General features: G+C 49.7%; 17 protein-coding genes. 16 read left to right on the top strand and 1 reads right to left on the bottom strand.

The features are described from left to right. Positions 1-21: 21 nt before the first annotated feature. Entirely contained in the window at positions 22-2,145 is a 2,124-nt protein-coding gene (locus B1728_RS12615) for a stalk domain-containing protein (RefSeq protein ID WP_079910555.1), read from the top strand. On the opposite strand, the gene B1728_RS12610 is transcribed toward B1728_RS12615, so the two are convergent. Continuing rightward, complete coding sequence (locus B1728_RS12610) at positions 2,135-4,090, bottom strand: FAD-dependent oxidoreductase (RefSeq protein WP_079910554.1); 1,956 nt, start codon at positions 4,088-4,090, stop codon at positions 2,135-2,137. The genes B1728_RS12615 and B1728_RS12610 overlap by 11 nt on opposite strands. A 236-nt stretch (positions 4,091-4,326) precedes the next feature. On the opposite strand from B1728_RS12610, the gene efeO reads away from it, so the two are divergent. The 15 genes from efeO (at position 4,327) to B1728_RS12535 (ending at position 19,096) form a co-directional block, all read left to right on the top strand. After that, complete coding sequence (gene efeO / locus B1728_RS12605) at positions 4,327-5,199, top strand: iron uptake system protein EfeO (RefSeq protein ID WP_079910553.1); 873 nt, start codon at positions 4,327-4,329, stop codon at positions 5,197-5,199. Between the two features lie 4 nt (positions 5,200-5,203). After that, the gene (gene efeB, locus B1728_RS12600; protein ID WP_079910552.1) at positions 5,204-6,505 is read left to right on the top strand and encodes an iron uptake transporter deferrochelatase/peroxidase subunit; all 1,302 of its coding nucleotides are present in this window, start codon (positions 5,204-5,206) and stop codon (positions 6,503-6,505) included. A gap of 37 nt (positions 6,506-6,542) precedes the next feature. Continuing rightward, positions 6,543-8,342 (top strand): FTR1 family iron permease, encoded by a 1,800-nt coding sequence (locus B1728_RS12595; RefSeq protein ID WP_079910551.1) that lies wholly within the window; start codon positions 6,543-6,545, stop codon positions 8,340-8,342. A 158-nt stretch (positions 8,343-8,500) separates the two neighbouring features. Next, positions 8,501-8,845: a histidine triad nucleotide-binding protein gene (locus tag B1728_RS12590; RefSeq protein ID WP_079910550.1), complete on the top strand. Its 345-nt coding sequence runs from the start codon at positions 8,501-8,503 to the stop codon at positions 8,843-8,845. 106 nt (positions 8,846-8,951) lie between these two features. Further along, on the top strand, positions 8,952-9,125 hold the full coding sequence (rpsU, locus tag B1728_RS12585; RefSeq protein ID WP_010491812.1) for a 30S ribosomal protein S21: 174 nt from the start codon (positions 8,952-8,954) through the stop codon (positions 9,123-9,125). A 12-nt stretch (positions 9,126-9,137) separates the two neighbouring features. After that, positions 9,138-9,581 carry a GatB/YqeY domain-containing protein gene (locus tag B1728_RS12580; RefSeq protein WP_079910549.1) on the top strand — a complete coding sequence of 148 codons (444 nt, stop codon included), beginning with the start codon at positions 9,138-9,140 and terminating at the stop codon, positions 9,579-9,581. Between the two features lie 156 nt (positions 9,582-9,737). After that, positions 9,738-11,132 carry an NfeD family protein gene (locus tag B1728_RS12575; RefSeq protein WP_079910548.1) on the top strand — a complete coding sequence of 465 codons (1,395 nt, stop codon included), beginning with the start codon at positions 9,738-9,740 and terminating at the stop codon, positions 11,130-11,132. A 149-nt stretch (positions 11,133-11,281) separates the two neighbouring features. After that, on the top strand, positions 11,282-12,271 hold the full coding sequence (gene floA, locus B1728_RS12570) for a flotillin-like protein FloA (protein ID WP_079910547.1): 990 nt from the start codon (positions 11,282-11,284) through the stop codon (positions 12,269-12,271). A gap of 36 nt (positions 12,272-12,307) precedes the next feature. Beyond that, positions 12,308-12,817: a hypothetical protein gene (locus B1728_RS12565; RefSeq protein ID WP_079910546.1), complete on the top strand. Its 510-nt coding sequence runs from the start codon at positions 12,308-12,310 to the stop codon at positions 12,815-12,817. 247 nt (positions 12,818-13,064) lie between these two features. Then, entirely contained in the window at positions 13,065-13,343 is a 279-nt protein-coding gene (yqfC, locus tag B1728_RS12560) for a sporulation protein YqfC (RefSeq protein ID WP_079910545.1), read from the top strand. Between the two features lie 14 nt (positions 13,344-13,357). Continuing rightward, on the top strand, positions 13,358-14,539 hold the full coding sequence (yqfD, locus tag B1728_RS12555; RefSeq protein WP_079910544.1) for a sporulation protein YqfD: 1,182 nt from the start codon (positions 13,358-13,360) through the stop codon (positions 14,537-14,539). Between the two features lie 31 nt (positions 14,540-14,570). Next, positions 14,571-15,533 carry a PhoH family protein gene (locus B1728_RS12550; RefSeq protein WP_377739581.1) on the top strand — a complete coding sequence of 321 codons (963 nt, stop codon included), beginning with the start codon at positions 14,571-14,573 and terminating at the stop codon, positions 15,531-15,533. A gap of 53 nt (positions 15,534-15,586) precedes the next feature. Further along, positions 15,587-17,839, top strand: coding sequence for an HD family phosphohydrolase (locus B1728_RS12545; protein ID WP_079910542.1), 2,253 nt, complete (start codon positions 15,587-15,589; stop codon positions 17,837-17,839). 4 nt (positions 17,840-17,843) lie between these two features. Further along, complete coding sequence (gene ybeY, locus B1728_RS12540; protein ID WP_079910541.1) at positions 17,844-18,398, top strand: rRNA maturation RNase YbeY; 555 nt, start codon at positions 17,844-17,846, stop codon at positions 18,396-18,398. After that, complete coding sequence (locus B1728_RS12535; RefSeq protein ID WP_079910540.1) at positions 18,395-19,096, top strand: diacylglycerol kinase; 702 nt, start codon at positions 18,395-18,397, stop codon at positions 19,094-19,096. Before ybeY ends, B1728_RS12535 begins: the two co-directional genes overlap by 4 nt. The last annotated feature ends 15 nt before the right edge of the window (positions 19,097-19,111 follow it).

Raw genomic sequence — 19,111 nt, 5'->3', positions numbered from 1 at the left:
AGCGAGAGAGGGGAGAAGAACATGGCTGCTGCTACACCTAAAGTAATAACCCGTTGGATCAAAGGCTTGCTTGCGTTAACGATGGCTTGCGGCTTGTGGCTGGGAGCATCCCCGGCGCATGCCGACCCGATATGGGATCGCTGGAAGGCTGCTGAAGCCGCCGTGAACGCCGGCCGCCCGGAAGAAGCGGTGCCCCATTGGGAGTTTTTGGTTGATCACTATGCATCCATCGAGGATTGGCAGAGTGCCGCGCTGTTCAGCGGCAAGCTGGACGAATATTTTGACAGCATCCGCGATTATGACAATGCCATTCGCTATTATGAGCTGGAAAATCAATATTGGCTCTTATACGGCAAGGATTGGGGAGCCGTCGACCTTCAACGCGCCGAGCAGATAAGGACAATTCTGGACGTTTACATGTCCACGGACGATACGGAGCTTTTGCGGCAACAGGGGGCTCCGAAGAACGGCAAGCTGGCCAAATTCGAGCCGGAGTACGGCATGTATATCGGCATGTACTCCGAGCAGGACCCTGCGATGCAAAATCAGTTCACCAAATCGAAATCCCTGTACGGGAAAAATCATGCCCTGTACTTGGCATACGCACAGGTAGGGAATCCTTTCCCTCAGCAGTATGCCGTAAGAGCCAAGGAAGCGGGAGCAGCCTTGCAGATCGCTTGGGAGCCGTCCAAGGGGCTCGATTCGGTCCAGGATGACGCCTACCTGCGTCAATGGGCGCGCGCAGCCAAAGCGTCCGGTACCCCTATTTTCCTTCGCTATGCCAGCGAGATGAACGGAGATTGGGTCGTGTGGCATGGCGATCCGGCAAAGTATATAGAAAAGTTCCGGCTTGTCCATGATGTGATGGCCGAAGAAGCCCCTAATGTGGCCATGGTTTGGAGTCCCGGTGATGTTCCGGCCTACTCGATGGATGCCTATTATCCAGGGGATGATTATGTGGATTGGGTCGGTGTCAGTATGTATACGGAACCATATGAGAACGGCGACCCCAAGCAGGCGAATATGCAAGCGACGAGTCCGATCGAGAGGCTGGATTACTTGTATAAGACTTATTCGGACCGGAAGCCTCTCATGATCAGTGAAACGGCTGTTTCCCACTATGCCCACATTCCGCAAGAATCGTTTACGGATTACGGTCTGCTGAATTTGCACCGGTTATATGAGATCATGCCGCTTAAGTACCCGCGATTGAAGTCCATCACCTATTTTAATGTGGATCTGAAAAACCGCGAATCGCAGAATAACTATTTGCTCGGAGCCAACGAGCAGATGAAAAGCTTGTACAGCCGGATGATCGCCTCCCCGTTTTATTTATCCAAGGTGGAGCAGGGAGCCAAGCCATCGGACGGCATCGGCCATGTGAAGCTGGGAGGTTCTGACAACACCTTCGCGGTCAAAACGAAAATCACGCCTTGGGTCAAAATTCCCGATATTTATATCGGAAAAATCGAATATTCGATCAACGGGGAGATCATTGAATCCCAGACGAACCCTCCTTTCGGGATCGAACTGAGTGCCGGGCAAGTCGCTGAAGGATCGAATCTTCAGCTCACGGTATACAATCGAAGCGGAACGAAGGTCGCATCCAAATCGTTTGCCTTATCCTCCCAGGTTACCGTTGAATTGAACGGGCAGCGGCAGCAGTACGAGCAGCCGCCTGTAATCCGAGACGGTAATACATTGGTGCCGCTAAGGGCTATCTTCGAAGCGATGGGTGCTGACGTGACTTGGGATGAGAAGACGCAGACGGCGGCAGGACGCAAAGGGGATATAACAATCTCTCTGAAAATTGGGGATCGGCAAGCCTGGAAAAACGGGCAGGCCGTTCAGCTGGAAGCAGCAGCACAGCTGGTTAACGGCTACACGATGGCGCCTGCACGATTTATCGGTGAGGCGTTCGGAGGACAGCTTAGCTGGGATGGGGCAACTCGAACCGTAACAATTAAATCCTCCGGGGCTAAGACCGCCTTTCATAATCCTTCCATAGAGCAAAAGCCTAAGGAAACACAACAACCCGATTCCGTTCAAGAATCGGGTTGGTTTTCCAAGCTGCTATGGACTGCGGGGCTCATTGTCCAAGCCGCGCTTTCTTTTATCGGTCAAATGATATCCTCTATACTTTAGCCGGCACTTTTAAATCCTCAATAATCGATTTCGCAACCAGCCGCGCACTTGAAAATGCTCTCTCCGCCAGCTCGCCTTTTCCGACACAACCATCTCCGCAGAAATAAAACGGTACATGATCCAAACGAGTAGGCAGCAGCTCGTTCGTTACGATGTTTTTCACGCTGGCTACCATCGCTTTTTTGGAAACACGCTTCACTGCGGTTTCATCCCGCCAGCCTGGGTAGTAATGATCGAACAGGTCTTCCATTTGCTTCGTTTTCTTTTCCAAATAATCTTTACGCTCCTGTTCGTCCGCGAAGCTGTCGCTTAAGTAGGCAATCCCTTGCAGCAGCTGACCGCCTTCAGGAACCAACGTATGGTCCGTTGCCGATACGTCGCTGATGAACAGCTTATTGTCCATATCGCTAATGTAGGAGAATGGACTGGCTACGACGCGTTTCAGGCCGATATCGTACACCATAACCTCGGTTGCGGTATTGTTTTCGTAAGGAGCCAGGAACGGTTCCCAAGGTGTGCCTTTGAGAAGCTTGCATGTTTGCTGAACAGGCATCGCGAAGATGACGCGATCGAAGCTCTCTTCACGGTTTTTCGTTTTCAACTGGTATTTACGATCCGCATATTGAATGGACTCAACGCCTTCCTGGAGCGCCAATTCCCAGCGGCCGGAAATTTCGATTTTTTGCCGCAGCTGATTTGTAATAACGGCCCAGCTTCCCAATATATAGTTTACCGGACGGCTGGACAGGAACAGGTTATGGTAATATTCGCTGATGACCGCACCTGGAACCTTGCGGGCTTCCTCCGGAGTAATAAAGAAGTTGGAGCACACTAGATGTTCCCACAGCTCCTTGACATCCTCGTCGGCATCGGAATGAGCCAGATAGTCGCCTAGCGTTTCATAATTTTTAACATTGTGGATATGGGCAATAATCGCGGTGATTTCCCCAACGAAGCGCACCTTTTGCATCGTGTTTAATAGTTCGGTCCGCATCAGGTTGACGAAATCGAGTGGAGCAGGCGTTAATTGATCGTGCTTCGCATACATAACTCTGCGTTTGTCCACCTGCTTGGAGCTGAAGGAAAGACCAAGCTCACGCTCCATCGTTGAAATTTCATGACGATCGATACCATAGATGGCATGGGCTCCATAATTTAAGGTGAAGCCTGCTTTCTCGTACGTGAACGCGCGGCCGCCCAGCTGCGGACTTCTCTCGAATAAGACGCCTTCGACTCCAGGCTGCTCCGACAAATAAGCGGCTGCCGTCAAGCCGGCCAATCCGCCTCCAATAATTGCGATTCTCATCTTCTTTTCCTCCTTAGCGCTATGCGCAAGCCATGCCGCTTCCGGCCCTGCTTGCCTCGTTTCTACCGAGATGGATGATTCTTGTTGTTCCAAACGTAGACCTGACCAAACCCACGCCAGGTTGCTGCGCATTAAATCAGGTAAGTCCATTTCCTCTTGAGAGCACCACATCCACAACGTTCCTCTGTATGCGGTAATGAGCAGCCTAACTTTATTCGCCTCTGGAAGCCAATAAAGCAGCCGATCGTACAGCAGCTGAAATTGTTCGTCTTCAATGTTTTTGACCGACTCATTTTGCAGTGACAAGGCGATTAAACTGCGTACCAGCCTGGGATAAGCCTGAATATTCGACGCCAAGTCTAAAAAGAGTCTGTTTATATGTCCTTCCAAGGATTGGACTTGGGACGGTTTTTTTACGGCCCATTCGCTGATTGTATGGATTTGCTTGCGGTAAATTTCCCGCAAAATCTCATCCTTCCCTTTAAAATAATGATAAAAGGTTCCTTTTGACGTGTTCGTAGCCGCGATGATGTCATCTACGGAAACTTGCTCATAGCCATGCTCTATGAACAATCGAAGGGCAACCTCAATCATGTATTCCCGCTTCTTTCTCGTTGCCGATCGCATCAACCGGTTCATTCCGACCCACCTCACAAGTCTTTTCGGCTTCATTATACCTAAAATTAGACTGTGAGTCTATAAGTGAAAAAGCCTATGAAATGAATGGTTTGAACTTTTAGTTTGCGCTGTGGAAGGGAGTCTTTATGTACATCAAAAAACAATTGAAAAACAGGATGAACTGTGATAATTTATTTGAGAATGATTATCAATATCTATTGTTTTTCATAAACGATATAAGGAGATGTCCTATTATAATGATGACCCGTAATGTTGTTTCAGCAATTCTCCTCTCCTCTACCTTAGTATTTATCGGATGCGGAGCTAATAAAGCGAGTGTGCAGCCTTCCCCGGCGCCAGCAGCTAACAATACGTCTAACCAAGCAGCTCCTGCTTCAGACAGTGCAGCGTTGAAGTCTGAGGTGGAACAGTACCGCAAATTTGTGATCGAGCAGTGCGATTTATTCGTCAAGCAAACCGGCGATTTTGTCGCTGCGGTGAAAGCCGGAGATTTGGCGAAAAGCCAGGCGCTGTATGCACCTGCACGGATGTACTATGAGAGAATCGAGCCGATTGCCGAGGCGTTGGGTGATCTTGACCCGGATATTGATGCCCGCGAGGATGACGTAGACCCGAAGGAATGGAAAGGATTCCACAAGCTTGAAAAAGCACTGTGGCAGGACAAGACGACCAAAGGTCAAGAGGAAGCCGCCGACGAGCTGCTCAAAAACAGCAAGCTGTTAAGAGCAAAGGTAGAAACGGTGGAAATCGACGCCAATATGCTGGTTACCGGGGCAGTAGAGCTGCTTAATGAGGTATCGGCAACCAAAGTAACCGGAGAGGAAGAACGTTATTCCCATACGGACTTGTATGACTTTGCAGCGAATGTGGAAGGCGCTAGTAAAATATTTGAAATCTTGAAGCCGGAGCTTCAGAAAAAAGATGCGGCCTTAGCTAAAACCATCGATGACCGGTTTAAAGAGCTAACATCTCTGCTTGTCCCGTACAAAAAGGATAACGGTTATATATTGTATACCGAGCTTAAGCCCGACGAAGTTAAGAAGCTGAGCCAATCTATTGATGCCTTGGCTGAGCCGCTTTCCAATATGGGCAAATTGTTGGGAGCGTAGCCCGATGGATGACATGACGAAGCAGGATCAGGAACATTTACCCGACAGTAAGTCAACGGTAAGCCGGAGGGATATTCTTAAAATGGCGGGAGCGGGAGGAATCGGACTGCTGCTCGGTTCCGTCGGCGTTGGTGTCGGAGGCTTGCTAACCGGAACCGGGAAGGCTTCCAAATCAGCTTCCGCAGCTACGGACAGAAGTCAGTCCACCATCCCTTTTTATGATCAATACCAAGCGGGGATCTTAACTCCTGCACAAAATTTCCTTTGCTTTGCCGCCTTCGATTTAACAACCAAACAGGCCTCCGAAGTAACGAAGCTGTTTCGGGCTTGGACCGAGGCTTCGGCAAATATGGCAGAGGGACGAATGGTCGGCTCTCATAATGACCAGCCGAGTCTTCCTCCCGAAGATACGGGGGAAGCGGTTGGGCTGAATGCCAATCAGCTGACGATTACTTTTGGCGTGGGGCCTTCGATGTTCGACGAAAGATTCGGATTGGCATCAAAACGTCCGGAAGCGTTCGTGGATTTCCCGAAATTTGCGGGCGAACGATTACGCGAAGAGTGGTGCGGCGGTGACATTGGCGTTCAAGTCTGTGCGGATGACATGCAGGTGGCATTTCACGCTATTCGCAATTTAGCCCGTATAGCTCGCGGGACGGCTGTGCTGAGATGGACGCAGGAAGGGTTTCAGCGGTCGGCGACGGCGACCAATATCCAAGAAACCCCAAGAAATCTCCTAGGCTTTAAAGACGGGACGGGAAATCCGGACGTACGGGATAGCAAGCTGATGAATGATCTGGTCTGGGTGCAATCGTCCGATGGACCATCTTGGATGCAAAATGGCACTTATATGGCGGTGCGGCGTATTCGTATGCGTATCGAGGTTTGGGATCGTTCTACCCTTAGCGATCAAGAAGCTACGTTCGGACGTTATCGGAGCAGCGGGGCTCCTCTGGGCCAGAGCAACGAATTTGATCCCCTGCAGCTGGATGCTAAAAACGCGGACGGAAAGCCTGTAATTCCCGCAAATGCTCACATACGGCTAGCTCATGGCGAAAATAAAGAAAAAATATTACGGCGTTCCTATTCTTACTCCAGCGGCATCGACAAACAGACAGGTCAATTGGATGCAGGGCTCTTTTTTATTTGCTTCAATCGTGATCCGCGGAAACAATTTATTCCGATTCAGCAGCGTTTGGCCAAGAATGATGCACTCAATGAGTATATTTTTCATATGGGAAGCGCTTCGTTCGCCTGTTTTCCGGGCGTCCGTCAAGGAGGGTATATTGGAGAAGGTTTATTATGAACAGTAATGGAATACCGCTTGAGAGGACGGAGAACTAATGAGGCAAAGACAAGTCAATAGGAAGAAGTGGGTCGGTTGGTTAATGATCGCCGTCCTTCTTTTCGTTCCGTTTGCCGGGAAAGGATGGGCAGCTGAGTCGGACGCGGCTCTTGAGAAGCTGATGCCTCTTGTAGGCGGAGCGCTGGTGGAATCCGGAGATCGGCAATGGGGGGAAGCAGCCAAGGAATTGGACCTTTTTGAAGAACAGTGGAAGCAGCTTCAGGCTCCCAAGTCAGCTCTATACGATAATGTAGCTTCTGCACTGACAGAAGCGAAGCAAGCTCTAAAGGATGCGGCGAACAAGCCGGATGCTGTATACCCTGCAGTATCCAAGCTGGCTAAAGCGACGGGGGGCTATGTAGCCGATCTGGAAAAGACGGCGGATAAAGGCGATGGCAAGAAAGCGGCGAAGACCTTACTGCCCATCCTTCAGCAATGCTTGACTGAAATCGGCCATAATGACTGGGCTAAAGCGCAAAGCAGCTTCAAGCAATTCACCAGCCTATGGGCCAAAGCGGAAAATGCGATCCGTGCGGACAATGACCAAATATACGGTCAGATCGAAACAAAAACAACGATGGCCAGAGTTGCCGTGCAAGCAGATCCTCCAAGATCTGATGCTGCAGCGGCAGGCATTCAAGATTTAATTCAAACTGTCAACGACTACGTCAACGGTTCCTTATCCGTATCTTCGCCGGCATCGGGCAAACAGAGCGTCGCGGACGGATTGGTGATCCTGAATAAGGCTGCAGCTGGCATCAGCTCGGGTAATGCGACGGAAGCGGCCGCACAAATGCAGAGCTTCATTACTTTATGGCCGTCTGTTGAAGGCGCCGTTCGAACCAAAGCACCTGAACTGTATACTAAGGTAGAGAATGAAATGACGGAGGCTTTGAGCAGGCTGCTGTCCAATCCGCCGCAGATAGCAGAAGCCGGCTCCATCATTCAAACGATGCAGCAGGAGCTTTCGCCATTTGCCGTGCAAACCAGTTATTCAGCCTGGGATGCCGGACTCGTTTTGCTTCGTGAAGGCGTCGAAGCTTTATTAGTGCTTGCGGCCCTGGCAGCTTTTCTTCATAAAACGGGCAATGCCGCCAAGCAAAAATGGATTTGGTGCGGAGCGGCGGCAGGGTTACTGCTAAGCGGCGGCTTGGCAATTCTGCTAAACTACATGATCGCTAATGTCGCAGCTGGCAGCACACGCGAAATGCTGGAGGGCATTACCGGACTCGTTTCTGTCCTGTTAATGCTGACGGTCGGCGTCTGGCTGCATAAAAAGTCGCAGGTCCATGCGTGGAACCGTTACATTGAGAAGCAGGTCGGTGTTGCGCTGGCGACCGGCAATCTGTGGTCTTTATTCGTTGTATCCTGCCTATCGATACTTCGTGAGGGAGCCGAAACGACCATCTTTTACATCGGCATGGCTCCGGCCATCCAACCTGTACAGCTGCTTGCGGGCATTGCAGGGGCCATTCTGCTGTTAGCTATTCTTGGCTATATCATTGTAAAGGGCAGCATAAAGCTTCCGGTCCGTGCATTCTTACTGGCAGCTACCTTTTTGATTTATTATCTAGTTATCAAATTTCTCGGGGAAAGCATTCACTCTCTTCAAGTGGCGGGGAAACTCTCCTCGCATGTGCCAGGTTTTATTCCATCCTGGGGCTGGCTTGGGGTATATCCGACATGGGAGACAGCAGCTCCGCAGATGCTGGTTCTTGCCTTTATCCTGTATCAGGCCGTTCGTCTCGGCCGCAAGAGGGGAGAGGACCCCAATCCGCTGGGTTCGAATCCGGCATAACGAGTCTTACAGCCGCTTTAAAGAGCTGCTGTCCAAAATCTTCAAGAAACTTTGCAAATTCTTTGTATGCAGAGTTTCTTTTTTGCTGAAAATTAGGTATAGTATTATAGGTAAAAATGAAACGGTCATAGTTTAAGTAGCTGGGAGGACAACCCGTCATGGAATGTATTTTTTGTAAAATTGTAGAGGGAACGATTCCTTCCAAAAAGGTGTATGAAAACGAGCATGTCGTGGCATTTCACGATATTCAGCCTGCTGCTCCGGTACATATCTTGATTATACCCAAGAAACACATCGCAACCATGAACGATGTTGAACCCGGCGACTGGGGTTTGATCGGAGAAATTCATCGTGCCGCCCAAGAAATTGCCAAGCAGGAAGGTGTGGCGGATAGCGGTTATCGTCTCATTAATAACTGCGGCAAGGACGGAGGACAAGTTGTTTTTCATATTCATTATCACCTGCTTGCAGGTGAAAAATTAGGCCCGCTCAACGCTAAGTAAAGAATCTTATTCCTTAGGTTGACACCTAGTTTATGTATACCATATAATGAAATTTGATGAACGCTTTTTTCGTCTTGGACGGTCTGTTCGGAGGGAGGGAAAACTGGTGTCAGAAACTCGAGTTCGCAAAAATGAAACTATAGATGCTGCACTTCGCCGCTTTAAGCGCTCCATCGCAAAAGATGGCGTACTAGCGGAGGTTAAAAAACGCAAGCATTATGAGAAGCCAAGTGTGAAACGCAAGAAGAAATCAGAGGCTGCTCGTAAGAGAAAGTTCTAGGAGGCTTAATCGATGAGCTTAAGCGATAGATTAAACGAAGATATGAAGCTTGCGATGAAGAGCCAGGACAAGTTCAAACTAACCGTAATCCGTATGGTTCGTGCAGCTATCAAGAATATTGAGATAGATCAGCGTAAAACCTTAGATGACCAGGAAGTACTTGATGTTCTGAGTCGCGAGATCAAACAGCGCAAAGATTCCCTCCAAGAATTTGAAAAGGCCGGTCGTGATGATTTGGCCGAAACCGTTAAGGCAGAGATAGAAATTCTGATGGAGTACTTACCGCAACAGTTATCTGAGGAAGAAGTAAAAGCCATTGTACAGCAGACCATCCAAGAAGTGGGTGCTTCTTCTAAAGCGGATATGGGAAAAGTCATGGGTGCTTTAATGCCTAAGGTGAAAGGACGGGCTGATGGCAAGATTGTCAATCAAGCCGTTCAACAACTATTATCATAGTATGACGAGAGACACTCCTGTTACAGGGGTGTCTTTTTCTTTTTGGGAATTGCAGCTGGAAAAAGTGAGGAAAATTTTGCAAGTTTGAATCGAATCGGCTATGCTTTACGTAAGGAATGTATGTGATTTGGAAAATGGTTGAAGGAGGTCATTCAGATGTTGAACGCTAAGCCTGGATCATGGCTGGCAAGATCCTGTTTGCTGCTGCTCTTGGCGTTTCTCTTGCTGCTGCCATTGGGAACTGCATTCGCCGTTGACAGCAATCCGGCTTCTGGTTCGTCATCGGTTGCAAAGTCTGCCCCGGTCGCAGTCATTCCGGTACATCAGACGATTGAGACCGGTCTGCAAAAGTTTCTTGAGCGGGCTATGAAAGAAGCTGAAGACTCGCGGGCCATGTTCATTATTCTCGATATTGATACGCTGGGAGGCAGGGTAGATTCCGCTGAGGATATTGGGGAGATGATTCGCAACAGCAAGGTGCCGACAATAGCCTATGTTCATGGAAGGGCTGTATCTGCTGGCAGCTACATTGCCTTAAATGCAAGCAAAATCGTCATGGAGCCAGGCAGCACGATGGGTGCGGCGGCTGTTGTGGATGCTTCCGGAGCGGAGGTCGGCAATGTAAAAGTGATCGCCCATTGGGCAAGCCAGATGCGTTCCGCAGCGGAACTAAGAGGGCGTGATCCGCAGATTGCCGAAGCGATGGTGGATAAAAATGCCGGAGTTGAAATGAAAGCGATCAACCGGACGGTACCCAAGGGGCAGCTCGTTTCGTTGACCGCTGACGAAGCGCTGAAGGTAGGGTATGCGGAAAGCATAGGCAATAATTTGGATGAGGTTATCCGGTTTATCGGAGCTGCCGACCATCCGGTTCTGCATTTGGAGCCTACTGCAGCGGAATCGTTCTCGCGCTTTTTAACGCAGCCTAGCATATCCATTTTGCTGCTGTTTATCGGAATTGCAGGCGTAGCCATCGAGCTGTTCGTTCCCGGGTTTGGATTGCCAGGAATTATTGGGCTTCTTGGATTTGGTCTTTATTTCTTCGGACATTATATTGTCGGATTTGCGGGGGTGGAGGATATCGCTCTCTTCATCATCGGGGTGGTGCTCCTGATCATTGAGATCTTCGTATCCAGCTTCGGGATTTTGGGGATACTCGGCATCGCCTGTCTATTCAGCGGCGTCGTCATGGCTGCCTACAATACCAAGCAGGCTGCGCTTCATTTATCCGTAGCCTTTGTTCTTGCCGTTATTGTTGTAGCGATTGTCGTCCGAATCTTTAAGCATAGGGGAGTATGGAATCGTTTTATCCTGCGGGAGGAACTGACCAAGGAGAAAGGCTATACACCGACGGTAGAACGTACGGATCTGCTGGGCAAAACCGGCACTTCTATCACGCCCCTTCGTCCGTCGGGTACGATTTATGTCGGAGATGAACGCGTCGATGTCGTGACTTCCGGGGAGTTCATCCCGCTGAATAAGCAGATCGTCATCGTCCAAGTAGAAGGATCCCGGGTAGTGGTTCGGGAGGTTAATGAAGTCCTGCACTAACGAAGTTCCCTGTGTCAAAGCCAGTTGCTGGCGCAAAAACAAAGCGAAAGCTTGCGAAGCCAGTTTTTTTGCTGGCGCAAAAAAACTCTAAGCAACTGCTTACGAAGCCAGTTTTTTGCTGGCGCAAAAAACTCTGAGGAGGTTCAAACATGAACTCTATCGTTTTCGTATTGTTAATAGCAGCGATAATTATTATAGCGCTGTCCGTGTTTTTAAGCTTTTTTCCGATCATGCTATGGATTTCCGCGTTAGCATCCGGCGTGCGCATCGGGATTATTACCCTTGTGGCTATGCGCCTTCGCCGCGTAATACCAAGCCGTATCGTAAATCCAATGATCAAGGCGACCAAGGCGGGAATTGACGTCACGATCAATCAGCTGGAAAGCCACTTCCTTGCTGGAGGTAACGTAGACCGGGTTGTCAATGCATTAATTGCGGCCCATCGTGCCAATATTCACCTCGAGTTCGAACGCGCGGCAGCTATCGATTTGGCCGGCCGTGACGTGCTTCAAGCGGTTCAAATGAGCGTTAACCCTCGAGTCATCGAAACGCCTACGGTGTCTGCCGTAGCCAAGGACGGGATTGAAGTCAAAGTTATTGCAAGAGTTACCGTGCGCGCGAACATCGATCGCCTGGTCGGGGGCGCCGGGGAGGAAACGATCATCGCCCGTGTCGGCGAAGGAATTGTAACGACCGTAGGTTCGTCGAATTCCCATAAAGACGTGCTTGAGAATCCGGATCTGATTTCGAGAACGGTACTGGGCAAGGGACTTGATGCCGGTACGGCTTTTGAAATATTGTCCATTGATATTGCCGATGTGGACGTCGGTAAAAATATCGGTGCCCATCTGCAAACCGAACAGGCGGAGGCAGACAAGCGAATCGCCCAGGCGAAAGCGGAGGAGCGCCGTGCAATGGCTGTTGCTCACGAGCAGGAGATGAAGGCTAAGGTCGTTGAAATGAAAGCCAAGGTGGTTGAATCCGAATCGCAAGTGCCGCTGGCGATGGCGGAGGCGCTTCGCAGCGGACAGATGGGCGTAATGGATTATATGAATTTGAAGAATATCGACGCCGATACGCAAATGCGCTCCTCCTTGGGAAAAATGAATGACGGCGGCAAGCAAGATGACCGGGAATAACGCCTCCGGTATGAACCGCCAAAGGAGCGTGCTTACATGAAGCTCATCCAGCTCATTCTCAACAACTGGTTTTTAGTGGTCATTGCTTTTATTGTTTTGAGCAATATCGGCAAGATGTTCAAGTCCAAAACGCAGAATGATCCCGACAAACCGGCCGCTCCGAAGCAAGGAATGCCTCCGTTTGCCGGAGGAGGGGCCGCTGGCACCGGATGGGGGAGAACGAGAAAGCAAACGGTCACACAAAATAAAGACGTTAAACCGCGTTCTGAACCATCTGGGAGACCTGTGAATCCACAGCTCCAGGAACAGCCGAAACCGGCTCCTGCGGCCTCTGAAGGCCCGGAAACGACGGATTACTGGAATAACTCTCCTCTGGAACATAGCAGGAAGACAGCGTCCGGATCCGCCAACCGGTCCTCCCGGCAGCCTTTTACATCCGAAAAGCCTATAACACCGGGCCAGCCGTCAGCAGAACAGTTGGCTCAAGGGATCATCTGGGCTGAAATTCTTGGCCCTCCCAGAGCCAAGAAGCCGTTCCGTAAGTAATAAAATAAGATCCGAAGCACCGTTTTCCAACCCGAAGTTGGAGCGGTGCTTTTTTTGTATGGGCAGCTGTTATGCTCCGAAAGGATATGCCGCCGATCCTAGGAAAGCGAAAGGATATCTCCTTAAAAGTTCCGCCTCTCTTCATAATCTGCTGATTTCCAGCATATGGTGTAAATAGCCTGTGCTTATATAAGGGCGGTAAATAGAGCCGCAATGCAAAAGGATCACAACTCTGAGGGGGAATCGTATGCGCAGTCTGACTCGTAAATTCAACCAAATCACCGCCAAGCTGCTGGACCTTCCCCAGGACCTTGTTCTGGATCTTCCCCGAATGACTCTTATTGGCAACATGCAGCTCTATATAGAAAATCACCGGGGCGTCTTGCATTTTTCCAACGAGCTGATGCGATTGGCGCTGAACAAAGGAAGCCTGGAGGTTCGCGGTAAGCAGCTGGTGATCCGGGCTATTTTAACCGAGGAAGTCTTTATTGAAGGGGTTATAGAAGACGTCAAATTTATCCCGTAAAGAGGTGTCTGACAGTGAAATCATCTTTTCTCTTATCGCTGCGCGGTTATGTGCTGATTGAAATCAGGGGCGGACAGCTTGAAAGGCTGATCAATGCTTTGTCTGAAAAGAAGATGTCGGTTTGGGACATCCGGATAGTGGACGAGACACATGCCGAGATGTTTATCGTTGTGAAGGATTATTTCCGACTTCGTCCGCTCTTGAAGGAGACAGGCTGCCGGGTGCATGTCCGCACGAGGCATGGCCTTCCTTTTTTGTTGGACAAACTAGAGAAAAGAAAAATATTTGCCATTGGCATCATCGGTTTCGTCATCGGGTTGTACATGCTGTCCTCTGTCATCTGGCAGGTCCGGGTGGAAGGCAATGAGCTGATCAGTACGCAGCAGGTGCTTGAAGCAGCCAAGGAGCAAGGCATTTACAAGCTGCAATGGAAATACAGACTGAAAAACCCCGATGTCATGTCAAGAGCGATGCAAAGCAAGCTGCCAGGAACCGCATGGGTCGGAGTGGAGGTCCATGGCACACATATTATTATCAAAGTGGTCGAGGCCACGGTGCCCGATAAGCAGCCGCTGCTTAATCCTAGACATTTGGTCGCATCCAAAAGCGGGATGGTGACTTACATATTGGCGGAAAAAGGGAGGCCGCTGGTCAAGACGAATACGTATGTGAAAAAAGGGGACATCCTCATATCCGGTATTTTGGGGGACGAGGTCAACCGCCAGACTGTGGTGGCATCCGGGGAGGTCAGGGGATTGGTATGGTATTCGCCCAAGGTGGAGGTTCCTTTGGTTCAGCAGTATAAAGTATATACCGGAGAGGTCAAGGAGCGTTCCTATCTGGTCTTCGGCAATCGCGCGCTGCAGCTGACAGGATACGGAAAGACGGGGTTCGAGCAATTTGAAACGATTCCGGAGAGAAAAACGCTGCAAATCGGAACGTACAATTTGCCGATCGGCTGGCTGAATGAGAAGGTCATGCAGGTCCATGTGATGGAGAAATCATTGGATCCGCAGGTTGCCAGGGCACTGGGGATCGAAGAGGCAAAGAAGGAAATTTTGGCGTCGGCCGGACCGGATGCCAAGGTCGTCAATGAAAAAATTTTGCATGAAAAGACGGAGAATGGTAAAGTTTATATGGAAGTACATTTGGAAGTAGAAGAATCTATCACTCAAGAGCAACCTATTATTCCATAACGTGTTCGCTTGAAGGAGAAGAGGCCTGTTGATCGACAATGCACGTATTGTGAAAGTATCACTGAAAAACACGGCGGAGGGATTGGCTTTGTTTGGTCCGCAGGACAAGTTTCTGCATCTGATCGAGCAGCAAACCGATGCCAGAATTCAATCGCGCGAGGAAGAAATCGTTATCCAGGGGCCGGCAGCCGAAACGGAATCGCTGCAGCAGCTGTTTGAAGTGCTGCTTGAGCTAGTTCGCAATAATTACATCTTAAGCGAACGGGATATTCATTATGCGCTGGAGCTGTCCAAGCAGATGAAAGCGGACCAGCTGCTGGATCTGTTCAAGGGAGAAATAGCTACAACGCACAAAGGAAAACCGATCCGTGTCAAAACGATTGGGCAGAAGCAGTATGTATCGACCATTAAGCAAAAGGATATTGTCTTCGGAATCGGACCTGCGGGTACAGGAAAAACCTATATTGCCGTCGTGCTGGCCGTTTCGGCGTTGAAGGAAGGCAAGGTCAAACGAATTGTTCTAACGCGTCCTGCGGTAGAAGCCGGCGAAAGCCTTGGTTTTTTGCCGGGGGATCTGCAAGAAAAGGTTGACCCTTACTTACGTCCATTGTATGATGCTCTTAATGACGTGCTGGGCCCTGAGCAGGTGATTAAGTCGCTCGAAAGAGGGCTTATTGAAATCGCTCCGCTCGCCTATATGCGCGGCAGAACGCTGGATGATTCCTTTATTATTTTGGACGAAGCGCAGAATACGACTCCCGAGCAGATGAAGATGTTTTTGACCCGTCTCGGGTTTGGCTCGAAGATGGTCATTACAGGGGATGTAACCCAGATCGACCTGCCAAGAGGGAAGTCGTCCGGTTTGGTGGAAGCGCACCGCATTTTAAGACAGATCGAGGAAATCGGATTTATCGAGTTTGCCGAAGCGGATGTCGTCAGACACTCATTGGTTCAGAGGATTATTGTTGCTTACCAAGAGGATAAAGAAAAATAGCTCGTTTCATGAAAACCATAGTGGGAGAGCTGTGAAAGGGATGACCTTTCGAGATGAAGAACCAGGTTTCAATCCAGGGCAAGTTCCATTACAAGCTTGCCGGCTGGAAATACAGCGCCCTTGTGCGCTTTCTTCTGTTTTTAGTGCTAACGGTCATGTTTTATATGGCTTTAATGGGGAAATTGATCCCGCAAACGTACGACATTCAAGTAGGATCTACGGCGGAAAAGGATATTCTGGCCCCCCGGGCCATTGAGAATGCTATTGCAACCGAGCAGGCTAAGGAGGATGCGGCGCAAAAGGTACAGCCCGTGTACCGCATCGTCGGACTGAAGAACGAAATTCTGATGGAAGCGATATTCGAGAAGCTGCAGCAGATTAATGCCGATACCGAAGTTACGCTCGGAGATAAAGTCAATATTTTCAAAACGGTGATCCCGAATCTTATCGACGATCACGTGGAAAAACAGATCAAAACCTATATGGACAGCGGCCAGTATAATGAGATGCTGCTTCAGGAAATGCGCAAAATAATACGCGAGCAGCAGTATCGCATTCCCGAAGAGACGTATTACAAGATGCCTCGCGTGTCCAAGGAAGATCTTACGGCCATGGAGCCGGTGGCCAAAGATATTGCAACCAGGCTGATGAACGATCAGATTATGGACGCGCAGACCGCAAGAGCGAAAGTCGCCGAGCTGGTGAACACGTCAACCCTGACCAAAAGCACATCGAGGGAGATGGTGCTGGAGCTCGTCCGGGCTTCCATTACCCCAAACAAGTTTTTTGATCAAAAGGGAACTGATGAAGCCAAAGGCCATGCGCGTGATAATGTGAAACCGGTGTTCATTAATAAAAACGAGGTCCTTGTCAAAAAGGGCGCCGTGATTACCGAGGAAATCTATCAACGGCTGAGCAGCCTAGAAATGCTGAAGGACGAGTCCAGCTACTGGCCCAAAATAGGACTGCTGCTGCTGGTCGTGCTGTTCGGTCTCGTAATCTTTATGTTCGTCAAACAGAGTACGTTGGCCGTAAGTCATAATAATGTCCAGCTGCTGATGCTTGTTCTTATTTTTCTTATTAATATTTTGGGAATGAAGCTGTTTTCCCTTGTTCAAAATTTGGATTATCCGTACATCGGGTTTCTTGCTCCTACGGCTATGGGAGCTATGCTGATTACGATTTTGCTGGATGTGAACCTGGCATTTGTTGCAACCGTTGTATTCAGCGTTATGGCGAGTGTGATCTTTAACACGGACCATCTCCAGCCGTTTGATTTCCGGTACGGGTTACTGACGCTCGCTACCTCGTTCGCGGCGATCTTCTCTATCCAGCGGGCAAGCCAAAGGGCATCCGTCCTGAAAGCGGGCATGATCGTCTCGCTGCTTGGAATAGCGCTTATTGGCTCCCTTCTGTTGATCGACGATCATGAGACAAAGAAGGGCATGCTGTTCGCCCTTTCGTTCGTCGTAGGCGGCGGCTTGCTCACAGCCGTATTCGTCATCGGGCTGCTGCCGTTCTTCGAGGCTGCATTCGGCATCTTGTCACCACTTAAGCTGGTGGAGCTGTCGAACCCGAATCATCCGCTGCTGCGCAAGCTGCTGACGGAGACGCCGGGGACCTACCATCACAGCATTATGGTCGGCAATCTGGCCGAAGCGGCTGCCGTATCCATCGGAGCGGACGGACTCTTGTGCAGAGTCGGCGCTTACTATCATGATATCGGCAAGACCAAGCGCCCGAATTACTTTATTGAGAACCAGAACCATATGGAAAATCCGCATGACAAGATGGATCCGGCATTAAGTAAATCCATCATCGTCGCCCACGCCAGGGACGGGGTGGAGATGTTGAAGGAGTACAACATTCCCAAGCCGATTCGGGACATTGCCGAACAGCATCATGGAACAACGCTGCTGCAATATTTCTATCACAAGGCCAAGAAGCTCGCAGAGGCGAGTAACGATCCTAAGCCGGTGGAAGAAGAGGATTTCCGGTATCCCGGACCGAAAGCTCAATCCAAGGAAGCCGCTATCGTAGGGATTGCGGATTCACTGGAGGCGGCGGTGCGGTCGCTCCGCAACCCGACCCTGGAGCAAATTGACAGCATGGTCCGCAAAATCATTAAAAACCGTTTGGACGACGGTCAATTTAACGAATGCGATTTGACGATAAAAGAGCTGGATCAAGTAGCCAAAACTTTGAACGAAACGCTGCTTGGCATCTTTCATTCGAGAATTGAATACCCGAGCGATCTTCCGGGGACGAATCAGAATGAAGAGGCTAAGCAGGTGAAAAGGAGCTAGACGTATGAGTCTGCGATTGGAATGGAACAACGAGCAAGAGGAATTCGCTATCTCGGATGAGCTGATTGCGAAGCTTCGCGAGCTATTGGTGCTTGCAGGCCAATCCGAGAATGTGACGGACGGAGAGGTAGCTTTAACCTTCGTCGATGATGCAGAAATTCAGCGTTTGAATAAAGAGTATCGCAATCTTGACAAGCCGACGGATGTGCTTTCCTTCGCCATGCAGGAAATGGGCGACGATGAGATCGAGATCATATTCGATGAAGAGGATTTCTCGGAGAGCGATCTTGAGGACGTCAAACGGCTCGATGAAGAAAACGATTCGGCAGAAGACGACGAAGAGGAATTCGAGGAACCGCTTGGCGACATCATCATTTCCGTGCCAAGAGCCATCGCGCAAAGCGAGGAATACGGTCATTCCGTAGAACGGGAGCTTGGATTTTTATTCGTCCATGGCTTCCTTCACCTCATAGGTTATGACCATCAAAGCGAGGAAGAAGAGAAAGTGATGTTTGGAAAGCAGGAGCACATTTTACAGCAGGCGGGTCTTGTCCGGTGAGACCGAAGGTGAAGTGGCATAGAAGCTTTCGGTTCGCGTATGAAGGAGTGAAATATGCCTTATCTACGCAGCGTAATATGAAGTTTCATTTTTTTGCCGCTTTCGTCGTGCTGCTGATGGCCTTGTTCTTCCATCTGCATAAGCTGGAAATTTTGTTTCTGCTGTTGGCCGTGACGCTGATGATCGTTACGGAGCTTATTAATACGGCAATAGAAAAAACGGTCGATCTTGCCATGCCGGACCGTCATCCGCTGGCCAAAATAGCCAAGGATGTGGCCGCAGCCTCCGTACTGGTGTCTGCGGCTTTTGCCGCTATTGTAGGCATGGTCGTTTTTTACGAGCCGATCGACCGGTTGTTCCGCGAAGCCAAGAACGTAGAGGGGCATGCATTATCGGCTGGCTCCATATGGATTTTGCTTTGTCTGGTCATGCTGACGGTTATTGTTGTGGAAACAAGATTTTCACGCAGAGGGAGCTGGGTCCAACCTAGTCTGTTGTCGGCGGTCGCTTTCGCCATTGCAACCTTTATTACCTGTTATACCAACGTTACTTTTATAGCGCTTCTGGCGTATTTACTGGCTATTGTGGTTATGATGGTATTATACGATAAGCGCGGCAGAGGCTTTGCTTCGCTGCTGCTGGGAGCTGTTATCGGAGGGTTTGTGTCTGCTCTTGCTTACTATTTGATGAATATATAACATTCCATTTCTCGG

The organism is Paenibacillus sp. 32352, assembly GCF_002042965.1.
In the GTDB taxonomy this organism is placed as follows: domain Bacteria; phylum Bacillota; class Bacilli; order Paenibacillales; family NBRC-103111; genus Paenibacillus_S; species Paenibacillus_S vulneris.
The sequence above is the reverse complement of the archived record's forward strand: the minus strand, read 5'-3'. Positions and strand labels throughout refer to the sequence as shown.

Coding starts and splice junctions, on each gene's coding strand:
- B1728_RS12590 (WP_079910550.1), top strand. CDS start 8,501: ATGGAATGTATTTTTTGTAAAATTGTAGAGGGAACGATTCCTTCCAAA.
- B1728_RS12545 (WP_079910542.1), top strand. CDS start 15,587: ATGAAGAACCAGGTTTCAATCCAGGGCAAGTTCCATTACAAGCTTGCC.
- ybeY (WP_079910541.1), top strand. CDS start 17,844: ATGAGTCTGCGATTGGAATGGAACAACGAGCAAGAGGAATTCGCTATC.
- efeB (WP_079910552.1), top strand. CDS start 5,204: ATGGATGACATGACGAAGCAGGATCAGGAACATTTACCCGACAGTAAG.
- B1728_RS12575 (WP_079910548.1), top strand. CDS start 9,738: ATGTTGAACGCTAAGCCTGGATCATGGCTGGCAAGATCCTGTTTGCTG.
- B1728_RS12615 (WP_079910555.1), top strand. CDS start 22: ATGGCTGCTGCTACACCTAAAGTAATAACCCGTTGGATCAAAGGCTTG.
- B1728_RS12565 (WP_079910546.1), top strand. CDS start 12,308: ATGAAGCTCATCCAGCTCATTCTCAACAACTGGTTTTTAGTGGTCATT.
- B1728_RS12610 (WP_079910554.1), bottom strand. CDS start 4,090: ATGAACCGGTTGATGCGATCGGCAACGAGAAAGAAGCGGGAATACATG.
- yqfC (WP_079910545.1), top strand. CDS start 13,065: ATGCGCAGTCTGACTCGTAAATTCAACCAAATCACCGCCAAGCTGCTG.
- B1728_RS12580 (WP_079910549.1), top strand. CDS start 9,138: ATGAGCTTAAGCGATAGATTAAACGAAGATATGAAGCTTGCGATGAAG.
- efeO (WP_079910553.1), top strand. CDS start 4,327: ATGATGACCCGTAATGTTGTTTCAGCAATTCTCCTCTCCTCTACCTTA.
- floA (WP_079910547.1), top strand. CDS start 11,282: ATGAACTCTATCGTTTTCGTATTGTTAATAGCAGCGATAATTATTATA.
- B1728_RS12595 (WP_079910551.1), top strand. CDS start 6,543: ATGAGGCAAAGACAAGTCAATAGGAAGAAGTGGGTCGGTTGGTTAATG.